The sequence below is a fragment of the Gardnerella vaginalis genome (assembly GCF_040427915.1).
Taxonomy (GTDB): domain Bacteria; phylum Actinomycetota; class Actinomycetes; order Actinomycetales; family Bifidobacteriaceae; genus Bifidobacterium; species Bifidobacterium vaginale_C.
This window is the reverse complement of sequence record NZ_JBETXJ010000002.1, coordinates 370,399-395,036: the sequence shown is the minus strand read 5'-3', so window position 1 is coordinate 395,036 and position 24,638 is coordinate 370,399. Positions and strand designations below refer to the sequence as shown.

Below are 24,638 nucleotides of genomic sequence, written 5' to 3'. Positions count from 1 at the left end.
AAGGCACCAAGCGCAGATTTTCGACTTGTTGGCGGTGCTTAAGGCGGAGTGGATTTATGCTGAACAGTATTGACGTTGACGTTAATGGTGGTTCATTTAGCGGAGATTCGTACGAGATTCAAGATGTTCCAGCAACTTGTGGCGGAGCTCCCGAGGGAAGACTTGTTCTTTTGCGTCACGGACAAACTGTTTGGAGCGAATCAGGTCAGCATACAGGTAGAACGGATATACCGCTTACACAAATTGGTTGTTCGCAAGCAGTTTATGCTGGTGAGCGCATTCGACAAGCGTTTCCTAAGGGTTTTGATGCGGACTGCCAGTTTGTAAGCCCTCTTGTTCGCGCTCGTCAAACAGCTCAACTAGCAGGTTTTACGCATTGCACGCCGCTAGAGTACGCAGCTGAATGGGATTATGGGTGTGCAGAAGGGCGAACTAGAAAAGATGTCTCCGCGTTAAGCGGAGTAGAATCGTGGGATGTTTGGCGAGATGGTCCTAAGGCTCTTCCAGAGTTTATGTCGGATTCTTGTGAAGAGTCTCTTCCGAGTGGTGAAACAGTGAAAGTAGTACGCTGCAATGGGGAAAGTCTGCAGGATGTTTCTGATCGAACGCAAAAAATAATCGACTCTGTTTTGCCAAAGCTTAAAAGCGGCAAGGATGTGATTATTGTTGCGCACGCGCATGTTCTTAGAATTTTAGCTATGAGATGGTTAGGCGTTGATGCGTCTCAAGCGCGGTTGCTGCGACTAGACACCGCCCACTACAGCGCTCTTGGAACTTATAAGGGAGATCGTGTAATCGTTCGCTGGAATTGTTGATTTGTGATTGTTGCAGATTATTCGACACGCCATCATATCAACACTGCTATCGTTTGCAATATTTTTGCATTTGAGGCATAATAAAAATTGTCGAAAAGGGCACCTAGGGGTGCGGCGGCTCATAGTAGGGTCGACGGCATAGGAGAAAGGTTCGATGATGAATCGTACAATTAAGTCAACAATTGCGCTTGTAGCTTGCTCCGCGATGGCATTCGGTGCGCTCGCTGCATGCGGTTCCAGCTCTTCGGATTCTTCCGATAAGGGCAAGGTTTACTTCCTTAACTTCAAGCCAGAATCTGCTGATCAGTGGAAGGAAGTTGCTAAGGAATATACCAAGAAGACTGGTGTTCCTGTAAAGGTCCAGAACGCTGCCTCTGGCACATATGAGCAGTCTCTTAAGAGTGAAATCAGCAAGGGCGACGAAGCGCCTACACTCTTCCAGGTGAATGGCCCTGTTGGCTACGCAAGCTGGAAGGATTACACTGCAGATCTTAAGGATACCGAGCTTTACAAGCAGCTTCAGAACAAGGATATTGCTCTTAAGGATGGAGACAAGGTTGTTGGTGTTCCATACGCAATGGAAACTTACGGCTTGATTTACAACAAGTCTTTGTTAAAGAAGTACACTGAGCTTAAGGATGCAAAGGTAAAGTCTGCTGAAGAGATTAATTCCTTCGATAAGCTTAAGGCTGTTGCTGATGACATTCAGGCTCGTAAGGGTGAACTTGGTGTTGATGGTGCTTTCACTTCTGCTGGCTTCGATTCCAGCTCTGATTGGCGCTTTAAGACTCACCTTGCAAACATTCCTCTGTACTATGAGTTCAAGGCAGACAAGGTAACTAAGCAGCCAGCAAAGATTAAGGGCACGTTCCTTGATGGCTACAAGAAGATCTTTGATCTTTACATTACTGATTCCACCACTCCTGCAACTCAGCTCAGCTCTAAGACTGGCGAGGATGCAAACTCTGAGTTCTCGCTTGGCAAGGCTGTGTTCTATCAGAATGGTACTTGGGCTTGGACCGACTTGCAGAAGGCTGGTATGAAGGCTGAAGACCTTGGCATGCTCCCAATCTACATTGGTGCTAAGGGCGAAGAAAAGCAGGGCTTGGCTACTGGCTCCGAGAACTACTGGTGCATTAACGATAAGACTTCGGATGCAAACAAGAAGGCAACTAAGGACTTCTTGAAGTGGGTTCTTACCTCTGATTACGGCAAGGAAGCTATGTCTAAGAAGATGGGCTTCACCACTCCATTCAAGAGCTTTGCTGATATGAAGTCTGAGAATCCTTTGACTGCTGCTGCTGTTGAAGATGCTCAGTCTGGTAAGACTCCTGTAAGCTGGAACTTCACTATGATGCCATCTGACAACTGGAAGAACGATCTTGGCTCCGCTTTGCTTGAGTATGCTCAGGGCACTGGCAAGTGGGATAAGGTTAAGAGCGCCTTCGTTGACAATTGGGCTAAGGAAGTTGCTCAGACTCACGAAGATCAGGATTAATCTGAATATTGATTATTCGGCTTAAACTTGATTACAAATTAAAGTCATAATTTAAGAACATAATTTAAAATGATAATTTAATAAGATTGGGCTGTTGATGTAATTGCATTAGCACAGTGCATTAATAGCCTACTAAAAGAGCTTCAAGCCTTAGGGGTTTGAAGCTCTTTTGTTTGAATTTAGGCTGAATTTAGGCTGAATTTGAATTTAGTCTGATTTAGTCTGATATTTAAATAGTATTTTAAGATTGCATTTAAGATGGTACTTAAACTAATCTACGTCAAGTTGAGATGTACTCGAGCGCACAATTAACTGTGCTGGAATCGTAATGTATCGGCGACTTTCATCTAAATAATCTCTATTAATTAAAGATAAAGTCATTTTTGCAGCATCCACTGCCATACTTACAGGGTCTTGTCTAATAGTTGTAAGTCCTGTTTCTCTAGCGTAGAAGCTGTCGTCAAAACCGATAATTGAAAGATCACCTGGTGTGCTGTATCCGCTTCTAGAAAGCTGGAACATTAAAGGTATTGCTATTCCGTCTTCTTGGCATGCGATTGCAGTAGGCATACTACTGTTGCTTAAAAGCGATGAAACTATTGAACTTATGCGGTCTAAACCTTCTGGAGCTACGATTTCTGTAGGAGTAATATTGTTAATCTTGCATTCGTCAATAAACGAATGATAACGTTGTAAAACGCTGAAATGAAGGGAAACATCGCGATTTGTGCGAATATAAGCTATATTTTTATGACCTAATCCAATAAGGTGGCGAGCCATAAGCCTAGCGCCCTGATCGTCATCAATATTAATTGTTGCGTCAAAATCGCAGTCCATAGGATATAAGCAGTTTATGCCTAAAACTGGTACGCCAGTTGCCTTTAATGAAGCAACTTCCGACTTATTCACGTCAAATGAGCAAACTATTACAGCATCCGCATTTCTTCGAGTTGGTAGCATATCAAAAAATTCTGCGCGCTCTTGGCTGCTTGATATTTGGAAAATTGATAGATCGTAGCCTGCTGGGTGAAGAACCTGATTCAATCCTTGCATTATGGATGCGCTAAACCACAGACGAATGCTGTCGCTCATTAGTAGTGCGACTCTTAGAGTTCTGCCAGATTTTAACGCGGCTGCAGAACGAGATATTGAGAAGTTTAGTTTTTCTGCAATAGCCAACACTTTGTCGCGAGTTATTGCGGAAACTAAGTCTGGTCGTGTAAATGAGCGCGAAACAGTAGATACTGATACGTGAGCTTCGTTGGCAACATCTTGAATATTAGCCGGCATGTGAACTCCTTTATTCGCACAACATCAATATCTTCATCAATATTTTTATTAATGTCTTCATTAATATCATTCAAACATCTTCAACGATAGTATATGAGCAGCGCATACATCAATGTTCATTGCGCCTCTTATACACAAACGTTTGCAATAAAAATAATAATAGCAGATTTTGCTGCAAAATCGCCAAAAATAGGGATTTTCTTCACATTTGATTTTGATTTCATCGCGTAACGACATGCAAAAAATGACAACGTTTGACATTGCTGTTGCATGTAGTAATATAAAAGTGTTGGTTCGGGCGTCGACGCTCGTACAGGCGTTGTACTCAAGGAGGAGAAAGTGACGAGTCATGATTAATATGAGTGGAAAAGCAATACGCAAATGGTGGGCGTTATTCGCTTTGCCAACGTTTGCTGCTTTTGTAATCGGCTTTTTAGTGCCATTCGTAATGGGTGTGTATCTTAGCTTTACTAAGTTCCATACTGTTACGGATGGAAAGTTTGTGGGTATTCGCAATTATCGCAAGGCTTTGCGCGATCCTCATTTTATTCATTCGTTGATTTTCACAACTGCTTTTACTGTTGTAACAACAGTTGTTATTAACGTTATTGCTTTTGCAATTGCGTATATGCTTACAAAGAAGTTCAAAGGTTCAAACTTATTCCGTACAGTGTTCTTTATGCCAAATCTTATTGGTGGCATTGTTTTGGGCTATGTTTGGCAAGTAGTGCTTAATGGTATTTTAGGCTATTTTGGTCGTGCTATTACGTATTCTGCAACGTACGGATTCTGGGGCATGGTTCTTTTGATATGCTGGCAGCAAATCGGATATATGATGATTATTTACATTGCTGGTTTGCAGGCGCTTCCAGGAGATGTTATTGAGGCGGCAGCTGTTGATGGCGCAACTCCAATGCAGACGCTGTTTAAGATTACGATTCCTCTTATGATGCCGTCCATTACAGTGTGCACATTCTTGACTGTTACAAACGGATTCAAGCTGTTCGATCAGAACTTGGCGTTGACTAATGGTGCTCCTTCCAGAAAGTCGGAGATGTTGGCGTTGAACATTTTCAACACATTCTATGGAAGAATCAATGGTGAAGGCGTCGGTCAGGCAAAGGCAGTCATATTCTTCATCATTGTGGCTGTAATTGCTTTGATTCAGAACAGGTTGACAACGTCTAAGGAGGTGGCAGCATGAACGAGAAGACTAAGCATCCTGTGCTTTGGACCACGCTTTTTGCTGTAGTGAGTTTGTTGTGGATTTTCCCAATCGCGTTAGTGTTTATGAACTCCTTTAAGTCAAAGGTGTATATTGCTAGCGAGCCATTCTCACTTACTCCAAAGTCGTTTATTGGTTTTGATAATTACGTTCTTGGCATTAACCGCACGAATTTGTTGATGAGCTTCTGGTGGACAATTGTTGTAACGATTGGCGCTGTGGTTCTGATTCTTTTGTGCACTTCGATGTGCGCATGGTGGATTGTGCGAGTAAACAATTGGGCTGCAAAGCTGCTTTACGTATTGTTCTTGTTCAATATGATTGTGCCATTCCAGATGGTTATGTTCACTCTTTCCAACATCACTACAAAGCTTGGATTGAACACCCCTTGGGGATTGTGGATTATCTACCTTGGCTTTGGCGCAGGTTTGGCTGTGTTTATTTTCACGGGCGTTGTGAAGGGTATTCCTCAGGAGTTGGAAGAGTCCGCAATGATTGATGGCGCTTCCGTACCGCGCATATTCTTCCAGATTATTGTTCCGATTATGAGACCTGCTATTATATCTGTGTCGATTTTGCAAACAATGTGGATTTGGAATGACTTCCTTCTTCCTTACCTCACTTTGGATCTGAACAAGTATAAGACTGTTTCGATTGCAGTTCAATATTTGAAGGGTGGTTATGGTTCTGTTGAAATGGGTGCCATGATGGGCTGCTTGGTTCTTGCCATTCTTCCAATTATTATTTTCTACCTCATCTGCCAGAAGTATATTATCAAAGGCGTTATGGCTGGTGCGGTAAAAGGCTGAGGTCTTTTCTCCTTCGGGCTTCGGTTGCATGATGATGGTGGTTGCAAAACTTTGCTTCCACCATCATTTGTGTTTAGGAGTATTTTTTAGTGTATTGTTGTTTTAGATTTGTTTTAGATTTGTTTTAGATTGCGTTTAACTATGCAGGAGTGGTTGTAATGATTTCTTTTGGAAGCCCCGATTCAAAGTTTGCTCAAGGAATGGAATCGTTTGCAGACGCAGTATGGCTTACCATTTTAATGATTATTACGAGTGTTCCGATTATAACGATTGGCGCATCAATTACAGCTGCTCATGAAACTGCTAGAAGAATTGAGCGCGGCGAAGCACACACAACTTCAATCTATTTTAAATCTTTTAAAAATAATTTTGTTAAATCTACTATTATTTGGATAATTTTGCTTCCGATTCTTGTGGCAATTGTAGGGTCTTGGATTTTTCTGCAGCTTACGCCACTTTTAATAATAAAGTTTGCGATTAGTATTTTATGGGTTTTGGTTGCTCAATGGGTGTTTGCTCTTCAAGCAAGATTTGAAAATTCTGTTGGTAGAACTTTGATTAATTCGTTGATTTTTAGCGTATCTTACATTGCAACCACTTTTATGATGGTTTTGCTTGACTCTGTATTTTTTGCGCTTGTCTATTTATCTTTAAAGTATTTTTTGCAGGGATTGCCATTGTTGATTTTGCTTGGATGGGGGTCTTTGATTATGCTTCACACTCCGCTGCTTGAGCGCGTGTTTGCAAAATACGTTAAAACAAGTGGTAAGTGATCTGTGAATTGACATTAGTAACCCGAGAATTATATTTAATTGGTTATTTGGGTAACCAAATAACCGTGGTAACCAAATAAGGGCAATCGGCAAAATAATTAATGAGGCGAACACCATCACGGATGTTCGCCTCATTTGGGACATCATTACAAGGTGCGTTAAATGTGCAACTATGCACAAATCCTAACACCATGTCGGGGGAGGGAATAAAGTTACTCTTAACAGGTAACCATACCCTTCCATTATACTCTAAATGGCTTTATTTATAAAGGTTTTTAGCCCTTTCTTTTTGTTGTTTTATTGTTGTTTTGACTGTTATTTTGGCTTAAATTCTAACTATTGTTTGCCGTTCATAACAGCTGCCATAGAAAGCACTCTAGGCGACTTGAACACTTCGTCAGTGTGAATAACATTGCCATCTTTGTCAGCAAGAGGAATACGCCAATTTGGATATTCTGTACTTGTTCCAGGCTGATTCTGCGAACGCTTTTCTCCAACTGCGTCAACAAGCGCCACTTGCAAAAGCAAAGATGGGGAAGTACGCATAATCGCATGCATGGCCTCTACAATCTCTTGCACATGGTCCTCTACATGTTCTGCAGCATCCTTGCTAATCCATCCGCCTTCCAAAAGCATTTTCATCATGGCGTCTCGTTCTGCGCTCGCAGCCTTCTGGAAGCTTTCTACAGAATCGGTAAGCAAATGAAGCTCCTCGCGAAGTTTAACATGCTCGAAAGCAAGGTATCCAGCTGTAGGTGGCATGTCGTGAGTTGTAACAGATGCCAAAGCGTATTCGCGGTATGTAGAAGGGTTTGCAAATATAATCTGCTTCTTACCAGCCTTCTTAGCGGCTTTTTCTGCATCGTCGTTGTGAGTGAACCATTCAACAACAGTTCCAAGAATTCCGTGCGAGGCAAGAACCTTAGAAACATATGCTGGAACAGTGCCCAAATCTTCGCCAATCACCAATCCGCCTGCGCGAGTTGCCTCAATACTAAGAACAGCAAGCATAGCGTCCACGTTGTAGTACACGTAAGCACCGTTTTTAGCTCCTTGACCTTGCGGAATCCACCATAAGCGGAAAAGACCGAGCACGTGGTCAATGCGAACCGCGCCAGCATGCAAGAACACGTTGTGAACCATGTCTCGGTATGCAATGTATCCAGTTTCGTCTAGATAATTAGGGTCAAATGGAGGCTGACCCCAATCTTGACCTTGCTGGTTGTAGAAGTCTGGAGGTGCACCAACGCTAACGCCGTTAGCAAATCGCTCTGGGCTCCACCACACATCTGCGCCATAGCCGTGAACGCCAACAGCCATGTCTTGCATAAGACCGATTGCCATTCCAGCGGCTTTGGCTTCGGCGTGGGCAGCTGCAACCTGCTCGTCTGCAATCCACTGCAGCCAGCGGTGGAACTCCAACAAATCGGCGTGCTCGCTCTTAAGTGCGTCAATCTGCGGAGTGCCCTTGCCAGTGGTATCAAACCAAAGGTTATCTCCCCAAGGAGCGCCCCAAACTTCAAAGGCTACGCACCAAGTTGCAAAAGCGTCTAAGTCTTCTCCAGAACGCGCCTTAAAGTCTGCGAAATCCTGCTCGCGCTCTGCGCTTCTAGGCTGCTCAAAAATCATCTTTAATGCTGGTAGTTTTGCGCTCCAAGCAGCGTTAATATCCATAGGATTTGGATCGTTGTTTTGCGCTTCAACCGACTCGTGCAGAGCCTCTACTTGTTCTCTCTGGCTATCGCTTAATTGCTCGTATTCTGGAATATCCTGTGGGCGAATATAAGTTACGTTTAAGAATCTGCGCGACTCAGGCAAATAAGGCGAAGGCTCTAAAGGTGCCACTGGTGCGCAAGCGTGAATTGGGTTTATAAGCATGAAGTCGGCTTTGCCAATGCTACCCGCGTCTTTAAGAAGTCTACGCAAATCGCCATAATCGCCAACTCCCCAAGATTCCTTTGATCGCACGGAGTAGAGCTGAGTCATGTAGCCCCAGCGATGGCGTTCCTGAACGCTTTGTGGAAGAGGGATTCTTGCTGGAGCAGAAATCAGTGTAACCTGAGTATGCAAGGAGCATTCGTCATCTACAGTTGCTTTCAGAGTGTGGTAACCCATTGGCAAATCTTCTGGAAGTTCCAGCAACAAGTCGCCCTCTTTGCTTGTCTTAAAGTTATTAAGAGGCTTATCAGGCGTATCCTCGTATTCTGTTCCGTCTTCTAAAGTCAGCGTTACATGAATTTTGCTTGGGTCGATTGCACTGCCGCCAGTGTGCACAGGCACTATTGTTTTTGTGCCATTAAAGCATACAACGGTTGGTGGCAGAAGTTCGTTATCTCGCTTTTCTTGCACTAGTTTTAGTGAGTTTGCAATATTTTCCTCTGTATCTGCTTGCCAACCTAGTGCATCTAGCACGCCAACAAGAGCTTCATCGGTAATTTCCGTATAGTCGCCTAGTTGGTCTATGTAGAAAGTTGCAACTCCGCAGGCTTTTGCTAGCTGAATTAGTGGACGATTGAGTCGTTCTGCGCTTTCTTCTACGGGCACAGGCGTGGCAGCCTTTGTTTTGGCGTTGTCTGTTGTGCTCATGATGCTCCTTTGTTAATCAGTGGCACATGTAATCTCGTCGCATCGATGTTGGTTTGCAAACGATGTCGAAGAGTGCGATTTCTCAACACATCACTGGATTGAGGCACGCTCTAGCTAACCATTATATTAAGTATTGATATCGTTTGCAATATTGGCGATTTTAGTGGGATTTAACAAAAACCGCATTAACAAAAACCGCAGAAAGCTAAATGCCAACTGCGGTTTTGTTATTTGTTATTTGCGATTATTTGCGCATGTTCACTACTTGCGACTACTTGCGACGAATTCGCATAAAGTGCCATCCTGCGCCGATTGCTGCGATTCCAGCAGTGATGCTTCCTGCGATTGCTGCAATCTTCATGAATGCGCTGTTTCCAGAATCTTGAGCTGTTGCCTTTGGGGTTGCAGCCTCTGCGCTCTTGGAATCCTCGTTTTTGGATTCTTCGTTCTTAGAATTGTTGTTATTAGATTCGTTATTCTTAGAATCTTCGGATTCCTTGGATTCGCTCTTTACATCTTCCTTTCCCTTAGAAGCGTTGCTGTTATTTGATTTTTCGGCATCGCTTTGCGTATGGGAATGTGCGGTAGATGGTGTTGTAGTAGGTGCTGCAGCAGATGCTGCAGCACGAGGCGTGCGTGCAGGAGTCTCTGCGGTTGCTGGCGACTTAGCAGTAGCGTTTTCTACTAGTGCTTCTGCAGCTTTTGCGGTATGTGTGGACTCCGTTTGTTTTGCTGGGACAGCACTGTGCTTAGGTGCAGACTGTGGAGCAGACTGTGGAGCAGAAGGAGCCGAAGCCTGTGGCGCACTTGGTGCAGCATTGTTCTGTGGCGCATTCTGCGGAGTGTTTGGAGCTGGAGCAACACTCAAATTGCCACCGTCTTGCTGCGAGTTGCTTCCTGCAAAGTCTCCTCGAGAAGAGCTATTGCTATCTTGCGTGTTGTCCTCTGGCTTCGCGTTGTTTTCTGGATTCACACCGTTTTCTGGCTTCTGAACCTGTGGATTTGAAGCCGCTGGAGGCGCTGGAGGTGTAAGCGGAGCTTGTGACTCTGGTGCAGAAGGAGCGTGTGTTTCTGGCACTGCAGGATTTTGTGGATGATCCTGTGGAGTCTCTTGCGGCTGAGTCTGTGGAGCCTCTTGCGGCGCGCTTGGAGCAGGAGCTGGCTTTTGCGCCTGTGGATTCAAAGCTTCCTCAGCCTTCTGTTTTGCTGCAGTGAGACTCTTTTCCACATCGTTCAACGTTTGTGTTGATTTATCAAGTTCTTTAGATCGATGAGCAACCTCATTTATCATGAAAGCAAAAGCTGTTTCTATGGTTTGGGTGCTCGCAGCATATTTTGAAATAAGTGTACGCTTGGTCTCTTCAATCGAAGCTTTTAGCTCTAAGATCTTTGCTTTAGTTGCTTCAACATTAGTTTTTGCATCATTTAGTTTTTGCTTTGCTGTTTCAGCAAGTTGTTTAGTTGATTCAACAGTAGTTTTCGCTTCTGATATTTCTTTATCGATTCGCTTCAAGTCTTCTTTCAGTTGATTAAGATTCTTTTCGGCGGTATCCTTATCCATTTTAGCGTTTTCAAAATTAGCAGTTTCGTCTTGAACTTTTTTCTCTGCTCTTAGTGCTTCTTCTGTTCTTGCTAGTAAGTTTTGAGCAGCTTTTTCTGCCTCCTCTTTAGCTTTTTCTGCTGCCTCTTTAGTGGTAGAAAAAGCTTTTTCGGCATCTTGTTTAGATTCGCGTAATTCGGCTATTGTTTTTTCGTATTCCTGTAACTTTAATTCTTTTTCTTTAATATCTTTAGCTAATTTTTCAGCCTCAGTCTTCTTTCTAGATGCAAGTTCTTTTGCTTCAGCAGCTTCCAATACAATCTTATTATTGTATTCCTTTTCAGAAGTTAACTCTTTAATTGCATCTGATATTTCATTAATAGCGTCATTGTTTTTGTTTGCTTCCATCAGATCTTGCTCAGCTTTATTAGCTTTTGTTGTTTCTTCTTGAAGCGTACGAGTAGCATTGTCTAACTCTGATTTAAGTTTTTCTGCTGCATCGCTTTCAGTTAGTTTTTCTTGTCCTATTTTATTCATTTTTTCAGCATGCTCAGAGTTGCCAAGTTTAGAAGTATCTTTTTCTAATTCCTGTAGCTGCTTTTCAAGAGTATTTACTTTTTCTTGCTGTAAAACATATTTACGTTTCTTTTCTTCTACATCCTTTTTAGCATTTGAAACAGATTCATTTGCTTTTTCAACATTTTTCTTCAACTCTGCGATTTTGCTGGAGTTTGTTTCTTTATTATTCTTAGCTTCTTTTAATTCTTCTGTTAATTTCTCAAGATTTGAATTGATTTTATTAAGATTAGTTTCAGCGTCTTTACCTTTGGCAGCGGTTTTTTCTGCTTGTTCAGCATCTGATTTTGCTTGTTCAACATTTTTTCTATCTTCAGCTAGCTCTGCTTCAAGCGTAGATTTAGCCTTTTCTTCATTTGCTAAATCTTCTGCAGTATCTTCGTGGTCATCTTTTGCATCCTTAGCAAGTTCATCTTTTGCAGCTTTTTCTTCAGACCTAATCTTGTTTACTTGTTCAGCATTTTGTCTAGCCTCGTCAGCAACCTTCTTGGCTTTTTCTGCCTCTTCTACGGCTCTATTCTTCTCTTCAATGCGCTGCTTGGCATTTGCTATATTCTGAGTCTCTGTTTCTATTTTCTTATTGGTCTCAGCAATGCTATTTTCTGCATTATTTTTCTTTTCTACAGCTTCATTAATTTTTCTTGCAGTATCTTCAACTTCTCGTTTTGCTTCTTCTACAGCTTTATTTGCTTCATCATGCTTATTCTTAGCTTCTTTTTGCAGTTTCGTTGATTCTTCGACTTTTTGGAGTATCTCTGCATTTGCTGGAGTGTTATTCTTAGATGTGTCTGAACCTTGAACTGTTCCAGAATTTTCTTTCTCTTGCTTACCAGCAACAGCGTCGCCAGCAACAGGAGGATTAACGGTTTGTGGTGTAGAATCTTCTGGACCGTAAGACATAACATTGCTAACAGCATTAAAACCAGTGTTGGATATGGTCTCAACCCGTGCTGCTGGATGATTGGACGTATCTGTTGTAGTCGCGTCGGCGGCGTTGGCAGCGTTTGCAATGCTTATGCTTCCAATAAGAGCCAAAGAGCTAGCACCCAAAGAGATGGCGGCTGCAATCTTAGCGTTCATATTTACCTCATTCTTCAAATCATTTAGGTTTGGGGGGTGGGGATATTTGTTTAATTATCAAGTTGTAAGATCAAAGCGCTGGCATACAATCTGCGTCTGCATCACGTCCCTGTCTTGTTTCTGAACTTTCTACTTCTCTACTCTGCATATACATAATAGGGGTATAAAGTATAAAAGTGATTCTAGCAGAACAACAGGAATAATTCGCTAACTTTGGCAAGTTATAAGGAACAATTAAGGAAATTACAAGGATTTGCCTTGAAATATTAGTATTCGACTAAGTATTCGACTAAGTATTCAAAATATTAGTATTCGACTATAAACCAAAAAATAATCCCGACTTTGTTCCCAAATCATAGGAATAAGGGAACAAAATCGGGATAAAATGCAAGTCGAGCGCGCTCAAGAACTCGAGCAATCAAGCGCGCTTGCGACTCAACACAACAAATGTACGCGGCGGCACATGAACCGCACGCTGAGAGCCATTATCATCGCACAGCATAGAAACGCAGCTGCCAGAGTCGCGCCCCGTCCACTTAGCAAAATACTCAGTGGAATCCAACACGTAGCGCCACGGGTTTGCAGATTTAGCAGGCAAATCAATTGTTGCAGACGCATCATTCATAGGATTTACGCACACAATCAAATCGCTTCCAATCTGCTCCGCAAGAACAGTATTATCAGACGCAGTAAGCCTTGTGTGCTGAGCATCATAAAACTCCGCATTCTTAGCGCGAAGCGATATAAGCGCACTATACCACTCTACAAGCGGCTGGAATTGTTTAGTTCTAGACCAATCCAGCTGATTCATAAGCACACCGCGATTATAGGAATTATCGCAACCGTGCTTAGTGCGACCAAACTCTTCGCCGCCAAGCATAAATGGCATTCCAGCAGAACACAAAATTATGCCGGAGCTAAGAATATTAGCGCTAAAGATGTCTGCAACGCTGTTTGGGTCACTTGCGTCAAAATCGCTGCTAGACGCGTTATCGCGCATAGAAATACACAGTTTATCCCACAAAGTCAAATCATCGTGAGCAGAAACATACTGCACAATCTGACCAACGCTTTTACCAGCACAAGGCATACCACGCCAGCCATTAAACGCGTTACGAACAGGATCCGCAGTCCAAAACTCATTGCCATTTACATATCCGCGGTCATGATGATCCATAACATTGCCCTTAAGCGTGTCACGAGACTCATCACTAAACCAGCCGATTCTAGAATCAAGGTGGCCGCGACCATTTTTATCACCCATAGGGCAGTCATCGCCAACAGCTGCAGCGCCCGCGCCCCACGGCTCGCCGTACATAAGAATATCTTTGCCGCCATCAAGCTTATCTAGCTCTGCGCGAATCATGTTCAACGTTTCCGCGTCCGTTAAGCCCATAAGGTCAAATCTAAAGCCATCCACGTGGTAGCAGCGCGCCCAATGCAAAATGGACTCAATCATAAAACGCCTAAACATAGGATGATCGGAAGCCATCTCGTTGCCGCAGCCAGAACCATTTGCAAAAGACCCATCAGCCTTACGCCTGCAGAAATAGCCTGGAGCTACACTTTCAAACACATTCGACGCAGCCTCAAACATGTGGTTATAAACAACATCCATAACTACGCGTATACCATTCTTATGCAAAGCGCCAATCATCGCCTTGCACTCGCGTATTCTTGCCGTACCGTCGTATGGATTGCTAGAGTAAGCACCCTCCGGCACATTGTACGCATGTGGATCGTAGCCCCAATTGTAAAGCGAATCCACACCCTCACCGTTTTTGCGAGCAGACGAAATCGCAACCTCATCCACAGTAGCAAAATCGTAGATTGGCATTAGTTGAACGTGAGTTACGCCAAGTTTTTTAAGATAGTCAATTCCAGTAGGGAAGTGCTTATCGCCATCTAAAGTCGTATGCGAATCTGTAAAAGCAAGATACTGACCCCTATGTTCTGGATTAAAACCACCATTAGGATTGCTGCTAAAGTCCTCAACATGCGTTTCCCAAACAACCGTCGCATGGCGTACAAACTCTGGCGACTTATCTTTGTGCCAGTCAGCTGGGCTAACGCGTTCCTCACTTACAACCATGCTGCGCTCGCCATTTACGCCACTAGCAACACCCCACGGGTCACTTGTACGATTGACTTTTCCATCCGCAAAAGTCACCAGAAAATCGTAGTAAACGCCATCTAGCCTTTGCAATATTGACGTTCTCCATGCGCCGTCGCGCAATGGCTTTAAATTACGTGTTTTGAACGGCTCGCTGTTATTTCCTGTTTCAAAAAGTCTTAGCGTTACGCATGATGCGGTTGGCGCCCAAACTGTGAATGTTGTTGATTTTTCATTAAGCGAGCATCCAAGCTGACCCGAGTACACTGGCCATTGTGTTGAAGACGTGAACGTCATGTAATATATCCTTCTTTTAATTATTCAGAAAATGAAGGCCGAAACGCTTTAAAACGCTCGGCCCCCATTTTCAATTAAACCCCACAATTGCTGTAGAGGTTACTATCCCTTAACAGAGCCAGACATCGACTCTTCATAGAATCGCTGCATGACAATAAACAGGATTGCAATCGGAATGGAAACGCACACAGCTCCAGCGGAGAATCGTGCGAACCAGTGATTGATGTATTCTCTCTGCAACATCTGGTACAAGCCCAAAGCCACAGTGTAATTATCTTGAGTACGAGCAATAGTCTTAACCAAAACGAAGTCAAGCCATGGACCCAAGAAGCTAACAATAGCTTGGAACACAATCATAGGCTTGCAGATTGGAAGAATAATCTTCCAGAACACTTGCCAAGTTGTGCAGCCATCCAAATAAGCGGCCTCATCCAAAGACTTTGGAATGGTGTCCATATAACCCTTCATAACGTAGAAGCCCATGCCGCTACCAGCAGAGTAAACGATTATAAGGGAAATAAGAACAACAGAGCCATTCGTCAAGCCAAAAGCCTTCAAAATGAAGTAGATAGCGATAACTGCCATGATGCCTGGGAACATACCAAGAATCAAAGCAATGTTCATAAATGTCTTACGACCGCGGAAACGCAAACGAGACATGCAGAACGCTACTACAAGAACGAAGAACAGAGAGATAATGCACACGAAAATAGACACAATCAAGGTGTTCAAGAACATTCGTGGGAAGTCAAGAACTTCTCTTTCAGTGAACAACTGAATGTAGTTATTAAACGTGTACTTAGTTGGGAAGAATGTTGTCTGATATGGTGCAGTGTTCTGGTTAAAGCTTTCCAAGAACACCCATACGATTGGCGCAAGCCAAATCACAGCCATAACAATCAGGAACAGATGAGCTACAACGTCTCCGAATATGCGGCGGATACGCTGATCGCGCCAGAATGGGACGCTACGTACACTATGCACAGTCTGTTCGCCTTGCATAAGATCCTTCTTATTACTCACCGGAATCCCTCCTCATTCTTGTAGGAGCCAGAGTTGCGGTATGTTATCAAAGCAACAATCGCAAGCACAATGAATGTCATAATGCCGATTACCGCGCCCATGCTGTAGTTATCTTTATCAACCGTAAGCTTGTACAACCAGGTGATGAGCAAATCAGTCTTACCTGCAGAAGAACCAATTGGTGTTGGTTCGCCGCCAGACAAGAGGTAAATAACGTTGAAGTTATTAACGTTTCCAGTGAAGGTGGTGATCAGGTATGGAGTCATAACGAAGAAGATGTATGGCATAGTGACGTTCATGAAACGCTGCCACCAGCTTGCACCGTCAAGCTCTGCTGCTTCGTAAAGTTCAGCTGGAACGTTCTGCAAAATACCAGTGATCTGCATGATGGTGTAAGGAATACCAACCCAAAGGTTGATGAGAATAACCGTAACCCTTGCCCAAGTAGCATCCTGGAAGAACGGTAGTGGAGAATGAATCCAGCCAGAAGAGATGAGAAGACGGTTAATAGCGCCATCTCTTTGCAACATGCTGTGCATAACAAGCAAAGACACAAACTGTGGAACAGCAATGGTCAAAGAGAAGCAGATACGCCACAAGCTCTTAAGACGAGTTGTGCGTCTGTTAATAATCATTGCCATAAACATGCCGAAGAAGAAGTTCAAGAATGTAGCGAAGAAAGCCCAAACAAGGGTCCAAATCAAAACATCAAAGAAGATTCCAGCATTAATGGTTCCAGTTGTATTTCCAAGAATCTTAAAGAAGTTGTTCAAACCAACCCAATGGAACAGCAATGTGTGGTCGCGATCATAGTTTGTGAATGCCATCGAAATCATGAACACCAATGGCAAAACCGTGAACAAAACAATTCCAGCGGTTGGAAGAGTCATAAAACCAACGTGCGCATGGCGGTCGAGCAAAGACTCAACATCTTTAACAAAAGTAATAGGCTTTTCTCCGCGTGCCACAAAAGACTGAGCTTTGTATGCGCTACGCAAAGACAAAGTAGCTAAATAAATTAAAACAACAATTGCTGCAATGCTCATAACGCCATACAGCAAAATTTCAACAGAATTATCTCCAGCCACATAGTGCCAGAAGCCGTTAATCTTTACTCTACCTTGCTTCCTAGTACCAAGAGTACCGAATTTTGGTAGATATTCAGCGCCAGTTGTGGCCAAGAAGGCAAGAACTCCAGCCTCGCATAGAATGAATACGAGACCTTTCACGTACTGTTTGCGAACGAAGTTACCAAAACCGAAGATAATTATCGAAACCCAAGACAGTACGTCTGCGTGCTTTGCAGCCTCCTGTAATGAGTATTGCGAAGGGGCAATGTATTCGGCATCAGGTGCCTTCTTACGCTTCCCTCGCTTGGTGGATGTCGTGCCAGTCATGACATGCCTTTCGTAAAATTGTGGGGCTTTTTACAAGCAAAAGACGCCCCGCCCCGATTTTAAAATCCTTAGGGGAGCGGGGCGTCCTTGCCGTTGTTTTCTAAATATTATTCTCTTTTTGAAAGAATCTAAATTTAGAAAATAGTCGTAAGTTAATACTTACTTCTTGAGAGCTTCCTCGAAGCCCTTCTGGAAGTCTGCAACCTTTGCAGCAGCGTTACCATCATTGACTTCCTTGTTTGCCAATGCAGTACCGAAGGTCTTCATTGGATCCCAGAAGGCACCCATTTCTGGAACGGTTGGCTGCAAGACAGAAGTCTTAGCAATGGTGTTCATCTGAGCCACAGCGGCTGGGTTGTCCTTAACGAGATCAGCCAAAGACTTAGCAACTGGGATATCGCCGTGAAGCTTGTACATCTGCTCCTGGGATTCCTTAGAACCGAGGAATGCAGCGAACTTAGCGGCCATCTCTGGAGCCTTGGAGTTAGGGTTGTAAGCAACAGCCTTAGAGCCAGCGAAGGACTTCATCTGATGTTCGCCATCTTCAGACTTGAACTTTGGAAGCTGAGCAGCAGCATAGTTGTCGCCCAAAGCCTTCTTTACGTCGCCAGCATCCCAAGAGCCGGAGAAGTAAGCGTCAACAGTGTGGTTCTTAATGCCAGACAAGCCAGCACCATCGCCATCCATTACGAAGTTCTTGTTCTGGATGAGCTTTGCAACATACTTAGTGATTTCGGCAGCCTTGTCACCAATCTTGATGCCGGCCTTGCCATCGTTGCTCTTCTCACCGAAGAGGGTCATGTTGCCATCGAGGTAGAAGCCTGGAAGGTACCAAGCGTTGCTGATATCGAAAGCAACCTTGCCCTTTTCGAGCATCTTGTCGAGGGACTTAACGTCTTCGTCGGAGAACTTGGACTTATCGTAGTACATGAACCAAGTGTTGCCCATGTATGGAACGCCATACATCTTGCCATCCTGAGCAGTAATAGACTGGATGATGGTCTCATCGTTGTCTTCCTTAACCTGCTTAGCGGCATCATCGCTCAACTCGCCAATTGCGTTTGCCTTTACCAAGTCGCCGAGCTGATCGTTAGGGAACAGGTAAACATCGGCAGCAGCCTTAGCATCCTGCTTAACGGTCTTAGCAGCATCTGGTGGAGCAACAACAGCGTTCTTAAAAGTAACCTCTGGGTGATCCTTCTTGAAGGCTTTCTCCATAGCCTGAATCCAGCCGCCAGCCTTCTGATCTTCGGAAGAAGACCACACGGTGAGCTTTACTGGGTTTGACTTGCTGCTGGAGCCAGCGTTGGTGCTAGAACCGCATGCAGCAAATCCAAACATTGTAGCGATTGCGAGGCCTGCGCCCAGCACTTTCTTCATATTCGTCATCCTTGACCTCCTATATCATGCCAGCTTGGCATGTTCTTTGGTGGCATAGTAACAGATTCCATGTGGCGCAACATCGCGTTTTGCTGCGTTGAGCAGCGTCACATTTTTATTGAAATCCGTGTATAAGCACTGTGTAGTATACACGGATATAAAAGTGTTAGCAAATCATGTCGCAAGTGATTAGAAAAATTGTTTGTAAAGTGACTTTTTAGCTTTAGAAAATCGTATTTTATTCTATAACTCAGTAAATTTAACGGAATTTTATTATTGATTGGTTAAGCTAATTGATGATTGCTAGCTACAAAGTGCGTCAATCTTTTCCGCTTTTTGTACGTGATTTAGGTCAAATGTGGTACAAAGTGCGGAGTTGTTTTCCTGAGAATGTACGTGATTTAGGTCAAATGTGGTACAAAATGCGGAAACAAAAGCAAGAATGTTAATAGTAAAATAAAGTCGGACAAGTCAAAAGTTAATATACGCAAAAGTTAATATACGCCAACAAAACGGGGGAAATATGCAAAACGAACATGCGCAATGGCTGCGCGACGCCGTATTCTACGAAATCTACCCACAAAGCTTCTACGATTCAAACGGCGACGGAATCGGCGATATTCCAGGCATAATCGAAAAACTCGACTACGTAAAATCGCTTGGTTGCAATGCAATCTGGCTAAATCCTTGCTACGATTCGCCATTTAAAGACGCGGGCTACGACGTGCGCGACTACAAAAAAGTGGCAGCGCGCTACGGCACAAACGAGGATTTGCAGCGTCTTTTTAGCGAAGCACACAATCGCGGAATGCACATTTTGCTAGACCTTGTTCCAGGTCACACAAGCGAAGAGCACGAGTGGTTTAAGCAAAGCTCGCGCGCGCAAGAAAACGAGTTTAGCAAGCGATACATATGGACAGACAGTGCGTTTAGTGGCTATTCCATGCCGTTTATTGGCGGCGAAAGCGAGCGAGATGCCACGTATATTCTTAACTTCTTCAAATGCCAACCAGCGCTAAATTACGGTTTTGCACATAGGGATCGCGCGTGGCAATCCGCGCCAGATTCCAAGGAGGCGGCAGAAACTCGCGCTGCAATGGTTGATGTTATGCGATTCTGGCTTTCGCTTGGGGCAGACGGCTTCCGCGTAGACATGGCGGATTCGCTTGTAAAAAACGACGACAACAATGGCGAAGGAAGCCTTGGCAAAGACAACACGATTCACGCATGGCAAGAAATGCTGGGCGCTGTAAAAGCCGAGTATCCGCAGGCTGCTTTCGTTTCGGAGTGGGGCAGGCCTCGTCAGGCGCTGGCTGCTGGGTTCGACATGGACTTTTATTTGAATTGGCGCTGGGATGGGAATCCTAACGGTTATGCGCGCTTAGCTAGAGATGTGGATAATGCGCTAGACAGCAATCCCGAGCACGACCACAGCTACTTTAATGCGCGTGGCGGCGGCAGCATTTGCCCATTTTTAGACGATTATTGCCCACAATACGAGGCTACTTGTAACGATGGCTACTTTAGTTTTATAACGTGCAATCACGATACGCCGCGACTTGCTCCGCGATTAAGCGAGCGCGAAAGGCGGATTGCGTTTGGCATGATTCTTACAATGCCAGGCGTGCCGTTTGTGTATTACGGCGACGAAATCGGCATGAAATACCGCGATATTCCTACAAAAGAAGGCGGTTACGCGCGCACGGGTACGCGTACGCCAATGCAGTGGGATGATTCCAAGAATTTTGGATTCTCCACGGCTGCAAAGTCGAAGTTGTATTTGCCTGTTGAGGCGCGCGCGGATGGAAGGACTTGCGCAAATTCGCGCAACCAAGCCGTGCAAAGTGGCGAAATTCCAACAGTTTTGGGGCAGGAGCAGGATGGCGATTCGCTGCTTAACTGGGTGCGCGCGCTGATTGCTTTGCGCCACGAGTGCGCGGCGTTGCATGCGGATGCCACTTGGAGAGTGTTGCACGCGCCTGTGGATGGTCGCAGCTTTGCGTACGAGCGATGCGCGGCTGAGCCGGATGGGTCGGATGGCGAATCCTCTACAGAAAAAATTATTGTGGCTATGAATCCTGGATTAAACGAGGAGACGATTTCGCTTAGCGCGCTTGCAGGGATTACGCCAGAGGCGATTTTGCGGCCGCGGATTTCGGTTGGAGCGGTTACTTGCGACTCTTCCGCGCTTAAACTCGGCGCGCAGTCCTTCGCTCTGTTTGTTTTATAACACGATTTTCCTATTTAGCGTTGTGTGAGGGCTGGGTGTTTCTACGCTCGCGCGGATTAGCCGCGCTCACGCCTTCGTCGCATGTAAAGTCCACTGGACTTTACATTTAAGCGGCTCAGCGAATCGAGGTGACTTCTCGCGCGCTATGCAGCTCGAAGTCGTCGATTCGCACAACGCTTCGCCTCTTGCGTGTTGGTTGTTGTTGCGGTTGTTCCGATTTGGCTTTAATTTTTTGTTTTTGGTTGAAGTTTGTTTGTAGTGGTTGATCATTGTATTATTTGGTATCGGCTGCCGCTCTTATACTGTTCGACCAAGAATCACCCAGCCCTCTTACGTGCTTGAGCAATTGCGTATTGCTTAATCGCCTGAGATTCTCGATTTTTCTTGCTGCTTCAGCGAGTCACCATCAAAGATGCTGAGGTTCGCTTCATCCGCTGCGAAAAATCTCGAATCTCTACCCAGCTTGGCGTAGTATACGTATTTATATACGTACTTATATACGCACTTAACGCCACGCGTGCGAGCAAGAGGTGAATTATGGACGCGCTAAAACCAAAGATCCGCGCAGACAAGAACATAAAAATGGGGATTACGCTCAAAAAGTTCAAGCTGCTCGGCGCTGTAATGATGATGCTCAGCGCGTTCGGTACAACCGTGATTCCGCACCTTTTTGGAGGTCTTTCCAATTCCAACATGTGGAGCCTCACTGCTGCCGTGGTGTGCGAAGTTATAAGCTGGTCGGCTCTGCCGTGGTACGCGTGGCTGCTCGTTCGCGGATATCAAAACACGCATAACCTCAACCTTTACACGCTCCGTCTGCTTATATTGGCTCTTATTTGCGAAGTTCCGTACGACTTTACAACCTTTGGTTGCGCTTTCGATATGCGCTCGCAAAACCCAGTGTTTGGTCTTGTTATCGCACTGTTTGTGCTTTCGGGAATCGACATGGTTCGTGCGCGTTTTAAGGGCGCGCAAAAAGTGGCGTCAATCGTAGTAATTCTGGTTGCAGGAATATTGTGGAATCTTTTCGGAAAAGTCGGCTTTAGGCAGAATATTTTTTGGGGCGGAGCTTTACTTTTAGGATTTGTTCTCATTTTTAGATTCCTAGAAAACCATGAGATTCGCATGGAGCTGATTGCTGGCGCGTTCGGCGCTATGTCGCTTTTGGCGCCTGGCGTTGGCGTGGCTGTGCTGCATTACCGCAGTCCGTATGGCGACGGTCCTAAGCAAACTAAGCAATTCCGCTGGCTTATGTATGCGTGGTATCCGCTTATGCTTGTAATCGCAAGCGCATTCACGATTTTGCTTTAGGCGCAGCCGTAGAATTTCTTATAATAAGTTGCACTGGAGCTGTAAGATGTCTTCGCGCTACAGCTTTACCTTCTATAAGAGATATCGCAATGTTCCCAGCTTGTTCTGCCATTGTTTTAGGATTTTGACGGATTGTGGTTAGTCCAGCCTCTTTTGCATAAGTGCCATTGTCGAATCCTATAATCGATAAATCTTCAGGCACGCGAATTCCTAATTTTTGTAATCTAAACAAGAACGGCATTGCTGTTGAATCCTGGTGGAAGCATATTGCAGTAGGAGGATTTTCTTGTGTAAAAAGCTCAGAAAGAGTGGCATCTATGGGGTCATCTTTTATGTCTATTGGTAGTACTTTCCCTTGCATTCCATCAATATTGTTGCACACGTTTTCAAAGCTTGTGATTCTTCTTGACGAGCTAAAGCGGAAAGATGAACAAAAATGCTCATACACGTATAAAAGACGCTTATGTCCTAATGTTGCTAAGTGTTGAATCGCAAGTTTTATGCCCAGAGCATCGTCGATTCCGATTGATGCAGAGAGCACTTTAGAAGCTGTGCAGTTTATTCCGACAATTGGTACGTTTATGCGTTGTAATTGTTCGGCCTCATTGCTGCTTATGTCAAATGACGATACGATTATTGCGTCTGTGTTTGCGCGTAAAGGCAGTTCTTTAAAGAAGTTTTTTCTTTGTTCAACTCCTTCTAAAAGGTGTATTACAAGGTCGTAGCCATTTTTGTTAAGTACGCTATTTAATCCTTCTATAATTGCCGAGCTAAACCATTCGATTTTACTGCTTCCGATTAGTAGCGTTATGCGATACGATTTGCCTGTTTTAAGCTCTCCGGCGGTTCTAGAAACAGTGAAATCCATTTGTTCAGCTGCGCGCATGACTTTGGCGCGTGTAGATGCGGAGACTTTTTCTGGGTGTGCGAATGTTCTGGAGACTGTTGCAATCGACACTCCTGCCAGTGTTGCTACATCGCAAATACTAGTTTTTGACAAGTCGCACCTCTTTTAAGCGTTTTAGCTGCAGAGTTTTTAACTGCATCTCTTGTAATCACCCTGCTTCTAGTCATCATAAATGAAAAGGTTTACATTTTTAGACACGCCGCCTAAAAAGTATTTATTCGTGCAAAACTAGCTTAGTATTAAGGATTCAAAATGAAAACCTTTACATTTACATTTTTAATGTTTGACCGAGTCAAACTTAAAGCAATATTATAAAATTACCCATCAATTTCACGAGGAAGTGGAGTAACAATGAAGATTAAAAAAATATGCATATCCTGTATAGCAGTTTTGGGCATGATTTCTACGCTTGCCGCATGTGGGAATAATGGTGCAGCAGGAGTAACAGATACAAAGAAAGACAAAGGCCTAGCTGTTATGGGTCAAGCTTTAAAGTATGACCCAAATCATTTAGTAAATCAAGGAAAGCCAATCCAGCTTGAGTATTGGAGCTGGGGAGACGCGTCCACTGATCCAATTTACGACATGATTAAGGATTATCAAAAGATTTATCCAAATGTAAAGTTTAAGACTAAGAACGTTGCTTGGGATGATTACTGGACAAAGCTTCCGCTTGCTCTAAAGGGAACAAAGGGCCCAGCTTTGTTCAATATTCACAACTCCAAAGATGAGCTTATTCGCCCATATGCTGCCGATTACAAGATTGACAAGGCTGCTATGGAATCGGATTACGCAACGGCGAGTGCGCATGAAGATGATAAAGGTAATGTAAAGTACATTGATTCCGTAATCAATACGGGAAACATTTACTACAACAAGAAGCTTTGGAAGGAAGCTGGCTTAACCGAGGCAGATATTCCTTCTACTTGGGATGAGTTGCGCGAAGTGGCAAAGAAACTCACTAAGTGGAACGGTTCCAAGATGGAACAGGCTGGATTTAACGTGAACGGCGATGCTTATGCTGCAATCAATCAAGGATTGAACTATCAGCGTGGTGAACTTGCTTTTGATGAAAGTGGCAAGAAGCCTAATTTTGACAACAAAGTCACGCGTGAAAACATGAAGTTCTTGAAGAATTTGTACGACAAAGACAAGGTCATTTCTACCGACTTTGGCACGGATTACACGCAAAGCTTTGGAAACGGCCAATCTGGAATGGTTTATGCCTGGGGATGGCTCGAAGGTGTGCTAAAAGAAAAGTACCCAAATATTGAATATGGAGTCTTCCCAACTCCAACATTTACAAAAGAAAAGCCATTTGCGTACGATCGCTACAATGGAGAATCCACTCCAGGAATTAACGCTCACCAGTCAAAAGATCAGCAAGAGGTTGCTCAAGACTTTATTAAGTTCATTCTCGCTAACGATGCGTTTATTCGCTCGGCAGTAAAGCATTTGAACTCGTTCCCAGCAAAGAAGTCTTTGCAAAACGATCCTGAGATTCTAAAGGCTCCAGTAATGGCTGCGATTCAGCCGCGTGCAGATCGCCTAATCTGGCCAGGAATCACGCCTTCTACCGTGGAAACAAGTAGCAAGGCTGCTTTCCAGAACGTTATGCAAAATGGTGAGTCTATTGATGATGCAATCAAAGAGGCTCAAGCAACAATGGTTAAAGATATGAAGAATTCTAAGTTTACGTCTGCAGAAAGTAAGTATGAGTTCTTCAAAGAGCACAAGTAAAAACAAAGCAGATTAGTTAACTAGTTGTAAATCGTAATCACTGTGCTC

At 44.1% G+C, this 24,638-nt stretch carries 16 protein-coding genes; 8 read left to right on the top strand and 8 right to left on the bottom strand.

Annotated features, from left to right (window positions below; genetic code table 11):
- The first annotated feature begins 56 nt into the window (after positions 1-56).
- Complete coding sequence (locus tag ABVC65_RS01555) at positions 57-815, top strand: histidine phosphatase family protein (RefSeq protein ID WP_004113771.1); 759 nt, start codon at positions 57-59, stop codon at positions 813-815.
- A 154-nt stretch (positions 816-969) separates the two neighbouring features.
- Positions 970-2,313, top strand: coding sequence for an ABC transporter substrate-binding protein (locus tag ABVC65_RS01550; RefSeq protein WP_353582442.1), 1,344 nt, complete (start codon positions 970-972; stop codon positions 2,311-2,313).
- Between the two features lie 270 nt (positions 2,314-2,583).
- On the opposite strand, the gene ABVC65_RS01545 is transcribed toward ABVC65_RS01550, so the two are convergent.
- A complete protein-coding gene (locus ABVC65_RS01545; RefSeq protein WP_353582441.1) occupies positions 2,584-3,603 on the bottom strand; it encodes a LacI family DNA-binding transcriptional regulator in 1,020 nt (339 codons plus the stop codon).
- Between the two features lie 349 nt (positions 3,604-3,952).
- Between ABVC65_RS01545 and ABVC65_RS01540 the strand changes: the two genes are divergently transcribed.
- From ABVC65_RS01540 to ABVC65_RS01530, 3 genes are all read left to right on the top strand, one after another.
- Entirely contained in the window at positions 3,953-4,807 is an 855-nt protein-coding gene (locus ABVC65_RS01540) for a carbohydrate ABC transporter permease (RefSeq protein ID WP_004112931.1), read from the top strand.
- Positions 4,804-5,637, top strand: coding sequence for a carbohydrate ABC transporter permease (locus ABVC65_RS01535; RefSeq protein ID WP_004112932.1), 834 nt, complete (start codon positions 4,804-4,806; stop codon positions 5,635-5,637). Before ABVC65_RS01540 ends, ABVC65_RS01535 begins: the two co-directional genes overlap by 4 nt.
- A 158-nt stretch (positions 5,638-5,795) precedes the next feature.
- Positions 5,796-6,410, top strand: coding sequence for a YesL family protein (locus ABVC65_RS01530; RefSeq protein WP_004112933.1), 615 nt, complete (start codon positions 5,796-5,798; stop codon positions 6,408-6,410).
- A 336-nt stretch (positions 6,411-6,746) separates the two neighbouring features.
- On the opposite strand, the gene malQ is transcribed toward ABVC65_RS01530, so the two are convergent.
- From malQ to ABVC65_RS01500, 6 genes are all read right to left on the bottom strand, one after another.
- Positions 6,747-8,996: a 4-alpha-glucanotransferase gene (gene malQ / locus ABVC65_RS01525; RefSeq protein ID WP_353582440.1), complete on the bottom strand. Its 2,250-nt coding sequence runs from the start codon at positions 8,994-8,996 to the stop codon at positions 6,747-6,749.
- Between the two features lie 271 nt (positions 8,997-9,267).
- Positions 9,268-12,192, bottom strand: a complete 2,925-nt coding sequence (locus ABVC65_RS01520) for a hypothetical protein (protein WP_353582439.1) — start codon at positions 12,190-12,192, stop codon at positions 9,268-9,270.
- Positions 12,193-12,610: 418 nt separating this feature from the next.
- Complete coding sequence (gene pulA / locus ABVC65_RS01515; protein WP_353582438.1) at positions 12,611-14,602, bottom strand: type I pullulanase; 1,992 nt, start codon at positions 14,600-14,602, stop codon at positions 12,611-12,613.
- A gap of 102 nt (positions 14,603-14,704) precedes the next feature.
- Positions 14,705-15,625: a sugar ABC transporter permease gene (locus ABVC65_RS01510; RefSeq protein ID WP_004123106.1), complete on the bottom strand. Its 921-nt coding sequence runs from the start codon at positions 15,623-15,625 to the stop codon at positions 14,705-14,707.
- Positions 15,622-17,022 carry a carbohydrate ABC transporter permease gene (locus tag ABVC65_RS01505; protein WP_353582437.1) on the bottom strand — a complete coding sequence of 467 codons (1,401 nt, stop codon included), beginning with the start codon at positions 17,020-17,022 and terminating at the stop codon, positions 15,622-15,624. The genes ABVC65_RS01510 and ABVC65_RS01505 overlap by 4 nt, the downstream gene beginning before the upstream one ends.
- Before the next feature lie 159 nt (positions 17,023-17,181).
- On the bottom strand, positions 17,182-18,411 hold the full coding sequence (locus ABVC65_RS01500) for an extracellular solute-binding protein (RefSeq protein WP_353582436.1): 1,230 nt from the start codon (positions 18,409-18,411) through the stop codon (positions 17,182-17,184).
- A gap of 514 nt (positions 18,412-18,925) precedes the next feature.
- On the opposite strand from ABVC65_RS01500, the gene ABVC65_RS01495 reads away from it, so the two are divergent.
- Together ABVC65_RS01495 and ABVC65_RS01490 are read left to right on the top strand one after the other, a co-directional pair.
- The gene (locus ABVC65_RS01495; protein ID WP_353582435.1) at positions 18,926-20,632 is read left to right on the top strand and encodes an alpha-amylase family glycosyl hydrolase; all 1,707 of its coding nucleotides are present in this window, start codon (positions 18,926-18,928) and stop codon (positions 20,630-20,632) included.
- Positions 20,633-21,169: 537 nt separating this feature from the next.
- Positions 21,170-21,943 (top strand): TraX family protein, encoded by a 774-nt coding sequence (locus ABVC65_RS01490; protein WP_353582434.1) that lies wholly within the window; start codon positions 21,170-21,172, stop codon positions 21,941-21,943.
- Here ABVC65_RS01490 and ABVC65_RS01485 read toward each other — a convergent pair.
- Positions 21,927-22,943 carry a LacI family DNA-binding transcriptional regulator gene (locus tag ABVC65_RS01485; RefSeq protein ID WP_004124119.1) on the bottom strand — a complete coding sequence of 339 codons (1,017 nt, stop codon included), beginning with the start codon at positions 22,941-22,943 and terminating at the stop codon, positions 21,927-21,929. The genes ABVC65_RS01490 and ABVC65_RS01485 overlap by 17 nt on opposite strands.
- Positions 22,944-23,201: 258 nt before the next feature.
- On the opposite strand from ABVC65_RS01485, the gene ABVC65_RS01480 reads away from it, so the two are divergent.
- Entirely contained in the window at positions 23,202-24,590 is a 1,389-nt protein-coding gene (locus tag ABVC65_RS01480; RefSeq protein ID WP_353582433.1) for an extracellular solute-binding protein, read from the top strand.
- Positions 24,591-24,638 lie beyond the last annotated feature (48 nt).

What these genes read in the sequence shown, in the direction of transcription:
- malQ (WP_353582440.1), bottom strand. Translation starts at nt 8,996, where the DNA reads ATGAGCACAACAGACAACGCCAAAACAAAGGCTGCCACGCCTGTGCCC.
- ABVC65_RS01480 (WP_353582433.1), top strand. Translation starts at nt 23,202, where the DNA reads ATGAAGATTAAAAAAATATGCATATCCTGTATAGCAGTTTTGGGCATG.
- ABVC65_RS01490 (WP_353582434.1), top strand. Translation starts at nt 21,170, where the DNA reads ATGGACGCGCTAAAACCAAAGATCCGCGCAGACAAGAACATAAAAATG.
- ABVC65_RS01545 (WP_353582441.1), bottom strand. Translation starts at nt 3,603, where the DNA reads ATGCCGGCTAATATTCAAGATGTTGCCAACGAAGCTCACGTATCAGTA.
- pulA (WP_353582438.1), bottom strand. Translation starts at nt 14,602, where the DNA reads ATGACGTTCACGTCTTCAACACAATGGCCAGTGTACTCGGGTCAGCTT.
- ABVC65_RS01520 (WP_353582439.1), bottom strand. Translation starts at nt 12,192, where the DNA reads ATGAACGCTAAGATTGCAGCCGCCATCTCTTTGGGTGCTAGCTCTTTG.
- ABVC65_RS01495 (WP_353582435.1), top strand. Translation starts at nt 18,926, where the DNA reads ATGCAAAACGAACATGCGCAATGGCTGCGCGACGCCGTATTCTACGAA.
- ABVC65_RS01550 (WP_353582442.1), top strand. Translation starts at nt 970, where the DNA reads ATGATGAATCGTACAATTAAGTCAACAATTGCGCTTGTAGCTTGCTCC.
- ABVC65_RS01500 (WP_353582436.1), bottom strand. Translation starts at nt 18,411, where the DNA reads ATGACGAATATGAAGAAAGTGCTGGGCGCAGGCCTCGCAATCGCTACA.
- ABVC65_RS01535 (WP_004112932.1), top strand. Translation starts at nt 4,804, where the DNA reads ATGAACGAGAAGACTAAGCATCCTGTGCTTTGGACCACGCTTTTTGCT.
- ABVC65_RS01505 (WP_353582437.1), bottom strand. Translation starts at nt 17,022, where the DNA reads ATGACTGGCACGACATCCACCAAGCGAGGGAAGCGTAAGAAGGCACCT.
- ABVC65_RS01530 (WP_004112933.1), top strand. Translation starts at nt 5,796, where the DNA reads ATGATTTCTTTTGGAAGCCCCGATTCAAAGTTTGCTCAAGGAATGGAA.
- ABVC65_RS01540 (WP_004112931.1), top strand. Translation starts at nt 3,953, where the DNA reads ATGATTAATATGAGTGGAAAAGCAATACGCAAATGGTGGGCGTTATTC.
- ABVC65_RS01555 (WP_004113771.1), top strand. Translation starts at nt 57, where the DNA reads ATGCTGAACAGTATTGACGTTGACGTTAATGGTGGTTCATTTAGCGGA.